The 14,738-nt window shown below is 64.8% G+C and carries 15 protein-coding genes and 2 tRNA genes; 6 read left to right on the forward strand and 11 right to left on the reverse strand.

What is annotated here, in order from left to right; all coding sequences use genetic code 11:
* Nucleotides 1-40: 40 nt before the first annotated feature.
* A complete protein-coding gene (locus PKB_RS20395; protein WP_043253981.1) occupies nt 41-1,003 on the reverse strand; it encodes an NAD(P)H-quinone oxidoreductase in 963 nt (320 codons plus the stop codon).
* Nucleotides 1,004-1,154: 151 nt separating this feature from the next.
* On the opposite strand from PKB_RS20395, the gene PKB_RS20400 reads away from it, so the two are divergent.
* Nucleotides 1,155-3,239 (forward strand): carboxy terminal-processing peptidase, encoded by a 2,085-nt coding sequence (locus PKB_RS20400; protein WP_043253983.1) that lies wholly within the window; start codon nt 1,155-1,157, stop codon nt 3,237-3,239.
* Nucleotides 3,240-3,333: 94 nt separating this feature from the next.
* Nucleotides 3,334-5,082 (forward strand): bifunctional diguanylate cyclase/phosphodiesterase, encoded by a 1,749-nt coding sequence (locus PKB_RS20405; RefSeq protein WP_043253984.1) that lies wholly within the window; start codon nt 3,334-3,336, stop codon nt 5,080-5,082.
* Here the strand turns inward: PKB_RS20405 and PKB_RS20410 are convergent.
* From PKB_RS20410 to PKB_RS20440, 7 genes are all read right to left on the reverse strand, one after another.
* A complete protein-coding gene (locus PKB_RS20410) occupies nt 5,079-5,558 on the reverse strand; it encodes a hypothetical protein (RefSeq protein ID WP_043253986.1) in 480 nt (159 codons plus the stop codon). The genes PKB_RS20405 and PKB_RS20410 overlap by 4 nt on opposite strands.
* A complete protein-coding gene (locus tag PKB_RS20415; RefSeq protein ID WP_043253988.1) occupies nt 5,555-5,920 on the reverse strand; it encodes a hypothetical protein in 366 nt (121 codons plus the stop codon). Before PKB_RS20415 ends, PKB_RS20410 begins: the two co-directional genes overlap by 4 nt.
* Nucleotides 5,917-6,231 (reverse strand): helix-turn-helix domain-containing protein, encoded by a 315-nt coding sequence (locus PKB_RS20420; protein ID WP_043253991.1) that lies wholly within the window; start codon nt 6,229-6,231, stop codon nt 5,917-5,919. The genes PKB_RS20415 and PKB_RS20420 overlap by 4 nt, the downstream gene beginning before the upstream one ends.
* 138 nt (nt 6,232-6,369) lie before the next feature.
* Nucleotides 6,370-6,795, reverse strand: coding sequence for a YkvA family protein (locus PKB_RS20425; protein ID WP_043253994.1), 426 nt, complete (start codon nt 6,793-6,795; stop codon nt 6,370-6,372).
* Between the two features lie 371 nt (nt 6,796-7,166).
* Entirely contained in the window at nt 7,167-7,901 is a 735-nt protein-coding gene (locus PKB_RS20430; protein WP_043253996.1) for a BamJ family beta-barrel-assembly machinery protein, read from the reverse strand.
* Between the two features lie 225 nt (nt 7,902-8,126).
* Nucleotides 8,127-8,203: transfer RNA gene (locus PKB_RS20435), tRNA-Asp, on the reverse strand.
* A 14-nt stretch (nt 8,204-8,217) separates the two neighbouring features.
* A tRNA-Val gene (locus PKB_RS20440) sits at nt 8,218-8,293 on the reverse strand.
* A 177-nt stretch (nt 8,294-8,470) separates the two neighbouring features.
* Between PKB_RS20440 and rdgC the strand changes: the two genes are divergently transcribed.
* From rdgC to PKB_RS20460, 4 genes are all read left to right on the forward strand, one after another.
* Nucleotides 8,471-9,391, forward strand: coding sequence for a recombination-associated protein RdgC (gene rdgC, locus PKB_RS20445; protein ID WP_043253999.1), 921 nt, complete (start codon nt 8,471-8,473; stop codon nt 9,389-9,391).
* A gap of 70 nt (nt 9,392-9,461) precedes the next feature.
* Nucleotides 9,462-10,400 (forward strand): bile acid:sodium symporter family protein, encoded by a 939-nt coding sequence (locus tag PKB_RS20450; protein ID WP_043254001.1) that lies wholly within the window; start codon nt 9,462-9,464, stop codon nt 10,398-10,400.
* Between the two features lie 133 nt (nt 10,401-10,533).
* Entirely contained in the window at nt 10,534-10,848 is a 315-nt protein-coding gene (gene sugE, locus PKB_RS20455; protein WP_043254003.1) for a quaternary ammonium compound efflux SMR transporter SugE, read from the forward strand.
* Nucleotides 10,849-11,007: 159 nt separating this feature from the next.
* A complete protein-coding gene (locus PKB_RS20460; RefSeq protein ID WP_043254005.1) occupies nt 11,008-11,217 on the forward strand; it encodes a cold-shock protein in 210 nt (69 codons plus the stop codon).
* A 48-nt stretch (nt 11,218-11,265) separates the two neighbouring features.
* On the opposite strand, the gene PKB_RS20465 is transcribed toward PKB_RS20460, so the two are convergent.
* The 3 genes from PKB_RS20465 to PKB_RS20475 form a co-directional block, all read right to left on the reverse strand.
* Nucleotides 11,266-13,140 (reverse strand): MFS transporter, encoded by a 1,875-nt coding sequence (locus tag PKB_RS20465; RefSeq protein WP_043254007.1) that lies wholly within the window; start codon nt 13,138-13,140, stop codon nt 11,266-11,268.
* Between the two features lie 125 nt (nt 13,141-13,265).
* Entirely contained in the window at nt 13,266-14,129 is an 864-nt protein-coding gene (locus tag PKB_RS20470; RefSeq protein ID WP_156958053.1) for an AraC family transcriptional regulator, read from the reverse strand.
* An 8-nt stretch (nt 14,130-14,137) separates the two neighbouring features.
* Nucleotides 14,138-14,707 (reverse strand): GNAT family N-acetyltransferase, encoded by a 570-nt coding sequence (locus PKB_RS20475; protein WP_043254009.1) that lies wholly within the window; start codon nt 14,705-14,707, stop codon nt 14,138-14,140.
* Nucleotides 14,708-14,738 lie beyond the last annotated feature (31 nt).

Here is a 14,738-nt window from a genome sequence, read left to right on the forward strand (position 1 = left end):
GCATAACCGTTAGCGGTCATACGCCCTCGATAGCAGGCCCTCAGGCCAGGCTTTCGTCGACCAGCAGCACCACCTTGCCTTGCACCTGGTTGCTCGCCAGGGTCTCGAAGGCCAGTTCGGCCTCCTTGGCGGCGAACTGCCGTTCCAGCTGCGGCTTGAGCTGCCCGCTGGCGAACAGCGGCCAGACCTTCTCGCCCAGCTCGGCGATCAGCTGTGCCTTGAAGTCGGCATCGCGGCTGCGCAGCGTCGAGCCGGTCAGCTGGATGCGCTTGCCCAGCAGCAGCGCCAGGTCCAACTCGGCCTTGCGGCCGCCCATCAGACCGATGACCACCCAGCGGCCATCCTGGCGCAGCAACTGCAGGTTCAGCTCGGCGTAGTTGGCGCCAACCGGGTCGAGGATCAGGTCGAAAGGTGCGAAATCGCGCAGCGATTGCAGATCATCTCCGCGCAGCACGCCGCCCTCGGCGCCCAGAGCCTCGCAGTAGGCCAGGCGGTCGGCCGAGCCGACGCTGACCCAGCACGGGCTGCCAAAGGCCTTGCACAGTTGAATGCCCGCCGAGCCCACGCCGCTGGCGCCGGCATGCAGCAGGACCTTCTCGCCCGGCTTCAAGCCACCGAGCTGGAACAGGTTCAGCCAAGCCGTGGCGTAAACCTCAGGCAACGCAGCCACCTCGGCAAGCGAAAGACCTGCGGGCACCGGCAGCGCATGACGCGCATCCACCACCACTTCCTCGGCCATGCCCCCACCGGCCAGCAGCGCGCAGACGCGGTCGCCAACCTGCCAGGTGACACCGGCACCTGCCTCGCTGACCACCCCGGCGCACTCCAGGCCGAGGATGTCGCTGGCGCCCGGCGGCGGCGGATAGAGCCCTGCTTTCTGCAGCAGATCGGCACGGTTGAGCCCGGCCGCTGCCACACGGATGCGAATCTGCCCCGGAGCACAGGCCGGCGCCGGCCGCTCGCCCCACTCCACCCGCCCTTCGATGCCTTGCAATGCGTTCACGCTACCTCCATAGTGCTTCAACAGGCCCGCGCCCTTCGGTCGGGCCTATTCTTCGCTCGTCGCACCGGACGCCAATCTCGACAAGCTTGGAACCCGGCACCGCCAGATACGGCCTAATATGCGTCATAACTCCGCACCCAGTCGAATAAGCATGAAGCGATTTCTGTCCCGTACCACCCTGATGTTGGTCCTCGGCGCCAGCGCCCTGCCGTCCTTCGCTAGCACCTCCGCAGGCCCTAACTCCTGGGATGGCCTGCAGCCGGATCGTGACCAGGTGATCGCCAGCCTCAACATCGTTGAGTTGCTCAAGCGCCATCACTACAGCAAGCCGCCGCTGAACGACGAGCGCTCGTCGAAGATCTACGACGCCTACCTCAAGGCCCTCGATCCGTCGCGGATGTACTTCACCGCTTCCGACATCGCGCAGTTCACGCCTTGGCGTACCCAGTTCGACGACTTCCTCAAGAGCGGTGAGCTGGACCCCGGCTTCACCATCTACAAGCGTCACCTGGACCGCCTGAAGGAGCGCCTGGACTACGCCCTGGCGATGCTCAACAAGGGCGTCGACAAGATCGACTTCAGCGTCGACGAGAGCCTGACCATCGACCGCGAGAACGCGCCCTGGGCGAAGAACAGCGCCGAGCTCGACGACCTCTGGCGCAAACGCGTCAAGGACGAGATCCTGCGCCTGAAGATCGCCGGCAAGGACAACAAGGCCATCCAGGACCAGTTGACCAAGCGCTACAAGAACCAGCTGATGCGCCTGGAGCAGACCCGCAGCGAAGACATCTTCCAGGCCTACATCAATGCCTTCGCGCAGACCTACGACCCGCACACCCAGTACCTGTCGCCGGATAGCGCGGAAAACTTCGACATCAACATGAGCCTGTCCCTCGAAGGGATCGGCGCCGTGCTGCAAAGCGACAACGACTTCGTCAAGGTGGTCCGTCTCGTACCAGCCGGCCCGGCGGAGAAGAGCAAGCAGATCAAGCCGTCGGACAAGATCATCGGCGTCGCCCAGGGCAAGGGCGAGATGGTCGACGTGGTGGGCTGGCGCCTCGACGAGGTGGTCAAGCTGATCCGCGGTCCGAAAGGCTCGCAAGTGCGTCTGGAAGTGATCCCGTCGACCAACGCGCCGAACGACCAGACCAGCAAGGTAGTAACCATCACCCGCGAAGCGGTGAAGCTCGAAGACCAGGCGGCGAAGAAGTCGGAGATCACCCTCTCCCACGACGGCCGCAACTACAAGGTCGGCGTGATCGACGTGCCGGCCTTCTACCTGGACTTCAAGGCCTACCGCGCCGGCGACCCGAACTACAAGAGCACCACGCGCGACGTGAAGAAGCTCATCGGCGAGCTGCAGCAGGACAAGGTCGACGGCATCGTCATCGACCTGCGCAACAACGGCGGCGGCTCCCTGCAGGAAGCCACCGAGCTGACCGGCCTGTTCATCGACCAGGGTCCGACCGTACTGGTGCGCAACAGCGATGGCCGCGTGGACGTGCTCAACGATGACGAAGGCAAGGCCTTCTACAGCGGCCCGATGACCGTGCTGGTCAACCGCCTCTCGGCCTCGGCGTCGGAGATCTTCGCCGGCGCCATGCAGGACTACCACCGCGCGCTCATCGTCGGCGGCCAGACCTTCGGCAAGGGCACCGTGCAGACCATCCAGCCGCTCAACCATGGCGAGCTGAAGCTGACCCTGGCCAAGTTCTACCGCGTCTCCGGCCAGAGCACCCAGCACCAGGGCGTGATCCCGGACATCAGCTACCCGTCGGTGGTCGACGACAAGGAAATCGGCGAGAGCGCTCTGCCCGACTCCATGCCCTGGGACACCATTCGCCCGGTGCTGCAGGCGCAGAGCGATCCCTTCAAGCCGTTCCTCGATCAGCTCAAGACCCAGCACGATGCGCGCACCGAGCATAACGCGGACTTCGTCTACGCCCGCGAGCGTCTGGCGCTGGCCCAGGAGCTGATGAAAGAGAAGACCCTGAGCCTCAACGAAGCCAAGCGCCGTACCCAGCAGACCAGCATCGAGAACCGCCAACTGGCAATGGAGAACGAGCTGCGCAAGGCCAAGGGCCAGGAGCCGCTGAAGAAGCTCAAGCAGGAAGACGACGACAACCTGCTCGACGACGATAGCAAGACCAAGCCACAGGACGACGCCTACCTCACCGAGTCCGGGCACATCCTGCTTGACTACCTGACGCTCAGCTCAGCGGTGGCCAAGCACTGACGTTCCGAGTGGTCATGAAAGCGTCATGATCTTGCAGTGAAATGCGCGAGGGCCGGGAAACCGGCCCTCTTCTTTTCACTCGCCGAGAACCGTCATGACCGTCACCGAGCAGTTGAGCGCCTTGGGCCAGATCCTCGCTCACGGCGACCTGCATTGCCTGTTCCAGCCCATCCTGTCGCTCTCCGAACGCCGCCTGGTGGGCTACGAAGCCCTCACCCGCGGCCCGTCCAACAGCCCCCTCCACTCGCCTCTCACGCTGTTCAGCACCGCCCGCCACGCCGGCCGCCTGAGCGAGCTGGACGTCCTGTGCCGACGCAAGGCCTGCCAACGCTTTCGCGACCTCAAGCTGGACGGCAAGCTGTTCCTCAACGTGTCGCCCGAGTCGCTGCTCGAGGCCACCCACCAGCCCGGCCGCACCTTGCAGATGCTGCAGGCACTGGGCATCTCACCCAGTGACGTCGTGATCGAGCTGACCGAACAGGCACCCATCGAGGATTTCGGGCTGCTCGATACCGCCCTGCACCACTATCGCGCCATGGGCTTCTGCATCGCCCTCGACGACCTCGGCGCCGGCTATTCCAGCCTGCGCTTGTGGTCGGAGCTGCGCCCGGACTACGTGAAGATCGACCGCCACTTCATCGACGGCATCCACCAGGATGGCGTCAAGCGCGAGTTCGTCGGCTCCATCCTGAAGATGGCCCACGCCTCCCGCGCGCAGGTGATCGCCGAAGGCATCGAACTGCCCGAGGAACTGGCGGTGCTCTCCGAAATGGGCGTCGACCTGGTCCAGGGCTACCTGATCGGCCGCCCGCAGGAAAATCCGCCACGCGAGGCCCGGCACATGCTGCCGGAGCTGGACCGGATCGACAGCCTCTCCAACGAGGAACAGGCCGACCTGCGTCCGCTGCTTCTGGAGCAACCCGCGGTAGCCAGCGATACGCCCATCAGCGCGATCCTCGAGGCGTTCCATTCCCAGGCGAATTTGAATTCGCTGGCAGTGCTCGACGAGCATCAGCGGCCGGTTGGCATCGTCCATCGGCATGCCTTGTCCGACGCCCTGCTAAAGCCTTTTGCCACCGACCTATTCTCACGCAAGCCGATCAGTCGGCTGATGAGCGAGAACTTCCTCGCCGTGGAGCGGAGCCAGTCGCTGCAACAGGTCAGCCGCCTGCTCACCAGTCGCGCACGGCAGCGTATCGAGGAAGACTTCATCATCACCCAGGGAGGCCGCTACCTGGGCCTTGGCCGGGTGATCGACGTGCTCAAGCTGATCACCGAGCTGAAGATCCGCCAGGCGCGCTATGCCAACCCGCTTACCCTGCTGCCGGGCAACGTGCCCATCCAGCAATGCCTCGGCCGCCTGCTGCAGCAGAACCGCGAAGCGGCCATCTGCTACGTCGACATCGACAGTTTCAAGCCCTTCAACGACCTCTATGGCTACGCCCGTGGCGACGAGGTGCTGCTGTGCCTGGCGCAATGCCTGAACGATCGGGTCGACCCAGGCAGCGATTTCGTCGGGCACATCGGCGGGGACGACTTCATGCTCGTGTTCGCCTCCGAAGACTGGCGCGCCCGAATCAACCATCTGCTCGAAGACTTCCAGGGCCAGTGCCGGCGCTTCTACAGCCAGGAACACTTGCAGGCAGGTTGTTTCGTCTCGCACAACAGGCAGGGCGAGCGTCAGGAATTCCCGCTGCTTTCACTATCGGTCGGGGTGGTCCATCTCAAGCCGTCGGCCTGCTCGAAGCTGGATGCCGCCCAACTGGCCAGCGCTGCATCGGAAGCCAAGCGCCATGCCAAGCAGATGCCCGGCTACAGCCTGCACATCCTGACGCTGGATTAGAGGCCGAGCTGCGCGGCGCGCTCGCTGTAGCGCGCCGCCAAGGCCGGATCGGCGTCCAGCCCCGGCGCACCCTGGCGATAGAGATCGGCCAGGCGTCGCGCCGCCAAAGGGTGCCCGGCAGCGGCAGCCTGCTCCCAATAACGGGCTGCGGCCGCACCATCCGGCGCCTTGCGTGCGTCGCCCTGCAGCGCCTGAACCCCTAGCTGGTAGGCCGCCTTAGCATCGCCCGCCGCAGCGGCGAGCGCGAGCAGCCGGAGGCCCTCATCGCGGGCGCCTTGACCCTGGCCGCGGAACAGCAACAGGTGACCATAGAAATTCTGTGCCGGAACATGGCCAAGAGCGGCCATGCGTGCGAACTGCCCCTGCATCCATTGCCAGGCACTTGGCTGACGGACCAGCCATGGCCAGCCCAGCAAGCGCCGCGCCACTCCGTATCCAAGGCGCGCGCGGAGGCGCCAGAAGAGCTCGCGGCTCACGGCTCTTCCGGATAGTCGAACTCGAAGACCCTGACCACCTCGGCGGCATGCCAACCAGCCGCTGCCGGGCCGTCGGGAGCGCCGGAGAAACGCCCGAGTCGCTCGACACATTCGAAGAACCCGGTGCGCGGCAGGCGACTGGCGCCCTGGCTGATCACCAGCGAGCTGCGCAGCGGCCGTCCGGCACGCGCATCCAGCGCCGCCAGATGCTCCAGCGCCGCGGTCAGGGTCGTCATCGCCGGGGTCGGCAACTGCAGGCGCTCGATCAGCGCGCGGTAGGTAAGCAGATGACGCTGGCGCCGGGCATCTTCGAGCTCCACCAGCAAGCCTTGCCAGTGCTTGCGGCTGATGTGCACGGTCAAGATGCCGGCTCCGACTTCACTCCCAACGCGCGGCGCAAACCATGCTGGATCGCGTCGCTGGCCTCGCGCTCGCCGCTTTCGATCATTGCCAGATACGGCGGACTGATGCCCACCTCACGGGCCACGTGCTCCAACGACAGCCCGCGAGCTTCGCGCAACTCTCGCCAGGAGGCATGGGCCGCCACTACCGGGCTAGCGACCTCGGCCACCGCAGGCGCCTTACCTGACGACGCCAACAGCGCCTGGTAGTCCGCCCAGGGCAGCACGGCATATTCCGCTTCGCCGTCACGCATGATCACTTGCACATTCATCTACTGCACTCCTTACAGTCTGCCGTCCTACAGGCGTTGACGGCATTTCGGGCAACCATTCCGGAAACCCTGTCTTCACAAGTATCGCCCATGAAAGGTCGATCAGCCCAGCAGCGCAGCGCTTCGCTCAAAGGCGGCTCAGGACGCGGACGACTCCCCGGGGGCCGGCAGCAAATTCAGCGACTGCCGCACGTCCACGCTCTGGCGGTCACGCCAGGCCTTGAAGGCGTCCAATTCGGACTGCCAGTGACGCACCACCCAAGCCAGCACGGCGAGATCGTCGAGCAGGCCGAAGCCGGGGATCCAGTCGGGAATCACGTCCACCGGCGACAGGAAATACAGCAGCGCCGCAACCACCGCCAGCAGGGCCTTGGGGTTGAGCTCGCGGTACTGCCCGCGCACCGTTGCCAGGGCAAGCTCCTGCAGCAACTTGAGATCGGACTTCACCAACTTCAGCCGTGAGCTCTTGCGCGCTACGGCGAACAACAGGGCTGGGACCCGCCCGCGCGCCAGGAAGCGCTCGGCGAGGTTCAGGTAACGATCGAATCCAGCGGGCTTTTTCATGCTCCACCTCGCCCCGGCGGGCTGTGCCGGGCCTCCTGTGGGTTATCCACCTTTCCTGTGGATAACTCTGTTGAAATTATCTTCCAACCGAGCCGAATGCCCCGCCACCAGCGGCCTGCAGACAGATCGGCGATTTTTTATCCAGGCCTGGAAACCCGTTAAAAATCATGCAGTTGCGGCTATGCGATGAGGGCTATCGCTGTCAAGCACCAGGCAACATTTCAACTGCGTCATAAATGTGCATAAGGGTAACACCCGCGCACTGCAGCATGCCCAATCAGACTCGTCGGTCAGCCCCGGCGTTGCGCTCGTACGACGGAAAAACGAACGCCCCGCCAAAGGGCGGGGCGCTCGATGTGGTACGAAGGTACTCAGTTCTTCGCCGGGGCCTGCGGCTCGTCGCCTGCCTGGTTCGGATTCTTGATTGCCAGCAGTTCCAGGTCGAACACCAGCACCGAGTTGGCCGGAATGGTCGGGCTCGGGCTCTGTGCGCCGTAAGCCAGTTCGCTCGGGATGTAGAGCTTGATCTTCTCGCCAACGTGCATCAGCTGCAGCGCTTCTACCCAACCCGGGATCACGCCGTTGACCGGCAGGTCGATCGGGCTGCCACGCTGGATGGAGCTGTCGAACACGGTGCCGTCGGTCAGCTTGCCCTCGTAGTGCACGGTGACCACGTCGGTAGCTTTGGGCTGCGCGCCGTCGGCCTTCTTCACGACTTCGTACTGCAGGCCGGACTTGGTGGTGACCACGCCTTCGCGCTTGCCGTTGTCCTCGAGGAACTTCTTGCCGGCCTTGAGGGTTTCTTCGCTCAGCTTGACCGCCTGCTCTTCGGAACGCTTCTGCAGGAAGGTGAAGGCTTCGGTCAGCTCTTCATCGGTCAGCTTCTGCTTCTGCTTGCCGATGGCGTCTTCGATGCCCAGGGCAACGGCCTTGGGATCCAGGTCATTCATGCCTTCCTGGGCCAGGCTCTTGCCCATGTTCAGGCCGATGCCATAAGAGGCCTTCTGCGCCGGAGTCTTGAGCTCGACAGTGGCAGCTTTCTGATCGCAGCCGCTGAGAACCAGGCCGACCAGTGCGATCGCCGCCGCCAACCGATGTTGTTTCATGCTGATTCCTTGTCTATTCGCCATGCTGGCATTTCGGTGAAGCCGCGAGCTTAGCAGGGCGTCGCGACCAATGGCTATGGGCAATAGGAACCGTCGCCGGGGGATAAGTTCCCACGGCAAACTTATAGAAAAATTAAGAGGATAGGTGCCCAGGACTGGGCCAGGAAAACATGCCGGACGGCAACGAAAAAGCCCCCAGGTATTTCTACCTGAGGGCTTTGAATATGGCGCAGCGGACGGGACTCGAACCCGCGACCCCCGGCGTGACAGGCCGGTATTCTAACCGACTGAACTACCGCTGCGTCGGACCCGAGATTGGTGGGTGATGACGGGATCGAACCGCCGACCCTCTGCTTGTAAGGCAGATGCTCTCCCAGCTGAGCTAATCACCCTTCACTCTCGAAGTGGGGCGCATTCTACGGACGCATTCGCACCCTGGCAAGCCCCTGATTAAAAAAAATTTTCTGCCGTTCCAAAGGCTTAGCAATGCAAGGCGAAAAGCCATGGGCTTGGCCTGGACCGCCGCTGTGGGAATAATGCAGACCTTTGTGTCCGGGAGTTTGACCCTCATGTGGTTCCGTAACCTGCTCGTCTACCGCCTCACCCAGGATCTGCAGATCGATGCAGATGCCCTCGAGAAAGCCCTGGCCAGCAAGCCGGCGCGCCCCTGCGCCAGCCAGGAACTGACCACCTACGGTTTCACCGCGCCCTTCGGCAAGGGCCCCGACGCGCCGCTGGCGCATGTCAGCCAGGGCTTCTACCTGATCAGCGCGCGTAAAGAGGAGCGCATCCTCCCCGGCAGCGTGGTGCGTGACGCGCTCAAGGAGAAGGTCGACGAAATCGAGACCGCGCAGATGCGCAAGGTCTACAAGAAGGAGCGCGACCAGCTGAAGGACGAGATCGTCCAGACCCTGCTGCCGCGCGCCTTCATCCGCCGCTCCTCGACCTTCGCCGCGATCGCCCCCGAGCTGGGCCTGATCCTGGTCGACTCGGCCAGCCCGAAGAAGGCCGAGGACCTGCTGTCCACCCTGCGCGAAGCCCTAGGCTCGCTGCCGGTGCGCCCGCTCAGCGTGAAAGTCGCGCCTAGCGCCACCCTCACCGACTGGGTGAAGACCCAGGAAGCCGCCGGCGACTTCTTCGTCCTCGACGAGTGCGAGCTGCGTGACACCCACGAGGACGGCGGCGTAGTCCGTTGCAAGCGCCAGGACCTGACCAGCGACGAGATCCAGCTTCACCTGTCCTCCGGCAAGCTGGTCACCCAGCTGTCCCTGGCCTGGTCGGACAAGCTGAGCTTCGTCCTCGACGACAAGCTGGCGATCAAGCGCCTGCGCTTCGAGGAGCTGCTGCAGGAGCAGGCGGAGAAGGACGGTGGCGACGATGCCCTCGGCCAGCTGGACGCCAGCTTCATCCTGATGATGCTGACCTTCGGCGAGTTCCTCCCCGCGCTGTTCGAAGCCCTCGGCGGCGAGGAAATCCCCCAGGGCATCTAAACAGCAGATGTCCGCGACGACCGGCGCCCCAGGGCGCCGGTTTCATTAGAAGAACAATCAGGATTCGCCCATGCGCGCCCTCGCCCTGCTGAGCCGCTTCGTCGGCAACACCTTCGCCCTCTGGGTTCTGCTGTTCGCCGTGCTCGCCTTCTTCGCCCCGCAGTGGTTCCGCCCGCTAGCCCCGGCGATAGTGCCGATGCTCGGCATCGTCATGTTCGGCATGGGGCTGACCCTCAAGCTGGAAGACTTCGCCGAAGTGGCGCGCCACCCGTGGCGTGTGTGCCTGGGCGTGGTAGCGCACTTCGTCATCATGCCCGGCGTCGCCTGGCTGCTTTGCCAGGCGCTGCAGCTGCCGGCGGAAATCGCCGTCGGCGTGATCCTGGTTGGCTGCTGCCCGAGCGGCACAGCCTCGAACGTGATGACCTGGCTGGCCCGTGGCGACCTGGCGCTGTCGGTTTCCATCGCCGCGGTGACTACCCTCCTCGCCCCGCTGCTGACTCCGGCACTGATCTGGCTGCTGGCTTCGGCCTGGCTGCCGGTATCCTTCGGCGCGCTGTTCTGGTCGATCCTGCAGGCCGTGCTGCTGCCCATCGCCCTCGGCCTGGTCGCCCAGCGACTGTTTGGCGCACGGGTACGCGTGGTGGTGGAAGCGCTGCCGTTGGTCTCGGTGATCTGCATCGTGGTGATCATTGCGGCGGTGGTTGCCGCCAGCCAGGCGAAGATCGCCGAGTCCGGCCTGCTGATCATGGCCGTGGTGATCCTGCACAACGGCTTCGGCTTCCTCCTCGGCTACCTCGCCGCGAAACTCTTCGGGCTGCCGCTGGCACAGCGCAAGTCGCTGGCCCTGGAAGTCGGCATGCAGAACTCCGGGCTTGGCGCAGCCCTCGCGAGTGCGCACTTCTCGCCGCTGGCGGCAGTGCCGAGCGCGCTGTTCAGCGTGTGGCACAACGTCTCAGGCGCAACCTTGTCGAGCTGGTTCCGCCGCCTTTCCGACGAGCCTCGCAAGTGAGGTCGATCTCCCGCCGCGGTTGCCGCGGCAGAAGAAAAGTGCAAAATACTGCGCATCGTGAGGACGACCTCACCACCTGAGCGGTGTACCAACGGGGACGGCCCTGCCTTTCAATGCTGCCCCGGAGGTTTCCTTGTCCTGGTTCATCCTGTTCGTCGCCGGCCTGTTCGAAGTGGCCTGGGCGGTCGGTCTCAAATACACCGAAGGCTTTACCCGCCTTTGGCCCAGCCTGTTTACCGCGCTGGCCATGCTGACCAGCATCGGCCTGCTTGGCCTGGCCATGAAGAATCTGCCGCTGGGCACCGCCTACGCCATCTGGACCGGCGTAGGCGCCATCGGCACGGTGATCGTCGGCATCCTGCTCTTTGGCGAGTCCATTGCTCTGCTGCGCCTGCTCAGCATCCTGCTGATCCTTTGCGGCCTGGTCGGCCTCAAGCTCAGCCATTGAAATTTCGCTGCGCGCGTACTGTCGCTTTCCCGGAAAACTCCCGGTATGCTGCGGCCACTGTGCTTGCCAGGGTAGTCACGGCGCCCGCCCCCACACCTTGCAACTCAGAACCGGCGCGGCTCGCCGCGCAGCAATCCACAACGTTCAAGGTGTAATTCCATGTCGACTCGTCAAACCGGCACCGTCAAATGGTTCAACGATGCCAAAGGCTTCGGCTTCATCACCCAGGAAAGCGGCGGCGACCTGTTCGTGCACTTCCGCTCCATCCAGGGCACTGGCTTCAAATCGCTGCAGGAAGGCCAGAAGGTCTCCTTCGTAGTCGTTGAAGGCCAGAAAGGCCTGCAGGCTGACGAAGTTCAGGTCATCTGAACCTCGGCTGCTTGAAAAAAGCCCCGGCATTGCCGGGGCTTTTTCGTTTCAGCGGGCATTGCCCCGCAGGTCCGCCACCAGCGCCTGCAAGCGCTCGCGGCCGGCCACCTCGGGCGCCAGCGGCTGCCCGGCGACCAGGCTGACCCGCGACCAGAAGCGACGGAACAAGCCCTTGCCCGGGTCGCGGCTGAAGAAGCTGCCCCACAACCCCTGCAGCGCCATCGGGATCACCGGCACCGGGGTTTCCTCGATGATCCGCTCCACGCCGCCACGAAACTCGTTCATCTCGCCATCGGCAGTCAGCTTGCCTTCGGGGAAGATACACACCACCTCGCCTTCCTTCAGGTACTCGGCCACCTTGGCGAAGGCCTCCTCGTAGATCCGCTCGTCCTCGTGGCGCGCGGCGATGGGTACGGCGCCGGCGGTGCGGAAAATGAAGTTGAGCACCGGGATCTGGAAGATCTTGTAGTACATGACGAAGCGCACCGGCCGGCGAATCGAACCGGCGATCAGCAGCGCATCGACGAAGGACACGTGGTTGCACACCAGCACCGCCGGGCCCTCGTCGGGGATGGCCTCGAGGTTGCGGTGATCGACGCGGTACATCGAGTGGCTGAGCAGCCAGACCAGGAAGCGCATGGTGAACTCGGGCACGATCTTGAAGATGTACACGTTCACCGCGACGTTCATCAGCGAGAGCACCAGGAACAGCTCCGGGATGCTCAGCCCGGCCACCGACAGCAGCAGGATCGAGACGATGGCCGCGACCACCATGAACAGCGCATTGAGGATGTTGTTTGCAGCGATCACGCGGGCACGCTTGTCTTCCTCGGTGCGCGCCTGGATCAGCGCATAGAGCGGCACGATGTAGAAGCCGCCGAAGATGCCGATGCCGAGGATGTCGAGCAGCACCGCCCAGCTCTGCGGCTGCTCCAGCACGCCCAGCCAGGTATAAGGCGCGTCCGCCGCGGGGAAGCCGCCGCTGTGCCACCACAGGAGGATGCCGAACAGGCTCAGGCCGATGGAGCCGAAGGGCACCAGGCCGATCTCGACCTTCTTCCCGGAGAGCTTCTCGCAAAGCATCGAACCCAGTGCGATGCCCACCGAGAACACCGTGAGGATCAGCGTCACTACGCTCTCGTCGCCGTGCAGCAACTCCTTGGCGTAGGTCGGGATCTGCGTCAGGTAGACCGCGCCGAGGAACCAGAACCAGGAGTTGCCGACCAGCGAGCGCGACACCGCCGGGCGCTGCCCGAGGCCCAGGCGCAGGATGCTCCAGGACTGCTTGAAGATGTTCCAGTCCAACTGCAGGTTCGGCAGCGCCGCCGCGGCACGCGGGATGCCGCGACTGGCCAGGTAGCCGCAGGTGGCGACCAGCACCACGGCGACTGCCACGCCCGGCGCGAAACTGGCGCGCGACATCAGCACGCCGGCACCGATGGTGCCGGCGAGGATGGCGAGGAAGGTGCCCATTTCCACCAGGGCGTTGCCGCCGACCAGTTCGTCCTCGCGCAGGCTCTGCGGCAGGATCGAGTACTTCACCGGGCCAAAGAGCGCCGAATGGGTGCCCATGGCGAAGAGCGCGATGAACAGCAGTGTCAGGCTGCCGAGCAGGAAGCCCGCCGCGCCGACCAGCATGATGACGATCTCGGCCAGCTTCAGCCCGCGCATCAGCGCGTCCTTGTTGAACTTCTCGCCAAACTGCCCGCCCAGGGCGGAGAACAGGAAGAACGGCAGGATGAACAGCAGCGCGCAGAGGTTCACCAGCAGGTTGCGGTCACCGCTGACGCTCAGGTGGTAGAGGATCGCCAGGATCAGCGATTGCTTGAAGATGTTGTCGTTGAAGGCGCCGAGCAGCTGGGTGATGAAGAACGGCAGGAAACGCCGGGTGCCCAGCAAGGCGAATTGCGAATGTTGGCTCATCGTCCGTGTGTACCTGGTCAGGCGACCCTGTAGCGGGCCGGGAGGACGCGAAGCGTCCGTCGCTGATTTGACCGCAACAGCCGGGCCGCAGGCCACATCCCCGCGCGAAAAATTCTACGGCGATCCTACGAAGAGATGATGGAGCGCCCGCACGCCAGCCGGTACTCGCCCGGCGCCACGCCATAGGCCTGCTTGAACTGGCGACTAAGGTGGCTCTGGTCGGCGAAACCCAACTGCGCGGCCACCATTGCCGGCGCGCCGCCCTGCTTGAGCAGCGCCCTCGCCTGCTCCAGGCGACGCTGCTTGATCCAGGCGTGCGGCGGCAAGCCGGTGGCCTGGCGGAATACGCGGGACAGATGGAAGGGCGAAAGATTGACCGCCGCTGCGAGCTCCTCCAGCGACGGCGGATCGAGCAGGCGCGCGGCCAGCAGCTCGCGGGCGCGTGCCACGGCCAGCGGCTCCTGCCCGTACGGACGCGCCTCCGGCACCCGCGCATGACGCTGGAACAGGGCCAGCAATGCCTCGCGCCAGCAGGTCTGGCGCTCCAGGTCGCTGGCCGGCGACTCCAGCAGCCGGTGTACATGGATGAAAGCCCGGCTCAGCTGCGGATCGTGCAGCACGCTGGCGTCGAAGGTCGGCAAGCCGCGACCGCCAAGGCTCAGCTCGTCGAGCACGCTGCCGACCTGGTCGATCTCCGGGTAGAAGCCGCGGTACTGCCAACCCGCATCGTGGGCCTTGGAGCCGGTGTGCACTTCATCGGGGTTGATCAGCACCAGGCTGCCGCTCGGCGCCAGGTGCTCGGCGCCGCGATGGCGGAAGCGCTGGGCGCCCTGCTCGATCAGCACCAGGGAGAAGCCTTCATGTACGTGCGGAGCGAAGCGTTGCCCGATGTAGCGCGCATGCAGCAGCTCCAAGCCGCCCAGTTCCTGGGCGCGCCAGAAGCGCGTACGTTCGCCCTGGGCGTCGTCCTGCAGCGTGCCTGTGTCCATGCCCCGGCTCAGCCGTTGAAACCGGCTTCCAGCGCGGCCTTGACCTGCGGCCACTCCAGGTCGGTGATGCTGTAGATCACGGAGTCGTCGAGGCGTCCGCCGGCCAGTCGGCGATGATTGCGCAGCACGCCTTCGCGGACCGCGCCGAGCTTCTCGATGGCACGCTGCGAGCGCAGGTTGCTGGCGGCGGTCTTCAGTTGCACGCGGACCATTTTCCAGTTGTCGAAGGCCTGGCGCAGCATCAGGTACTTGATGCTGGCATTGAGCCCGCTGCCGTGTTGCGCGGAGTCGAGCCAGGTGCCGCCGATCTCGCAGGCCGGCAACGCCGGAAGGAAGTCCATGAAGCGGGTGGTGCCGACGATCTGGTTGCCCAGGCGCACCACCAGCGGCAGGGCGCGGCCTTCGCGCTGGTCGGCGATGCTCTGGCGGTACCAGTCCGGACGCTGCGGCGCGCTCATGAATTGCAGCGCCTCGCGATTGGCCTCGGCCAGGGCCACCAGTTCGGAGACGTCGGCCTCGACCATAGGCTCCAGGCGCAGCGCGCCGCGTTGCAGGGTTATCGGTGACGGTCTGAACATGGCCCCTCCTCTCGCATCGACTCTCCGCCGG

It is taken from the genome of Pseudomonas knackmussii B13, from assembly GCF_000689415.1.
GTDB classification, from domain to species: Bacteria; Pseudomonadota; Gammaproteobacteria; order Pseudomonadales; family Pseudomonadaceae; genus Pseudomonas; species Pseudomonas knackmussii.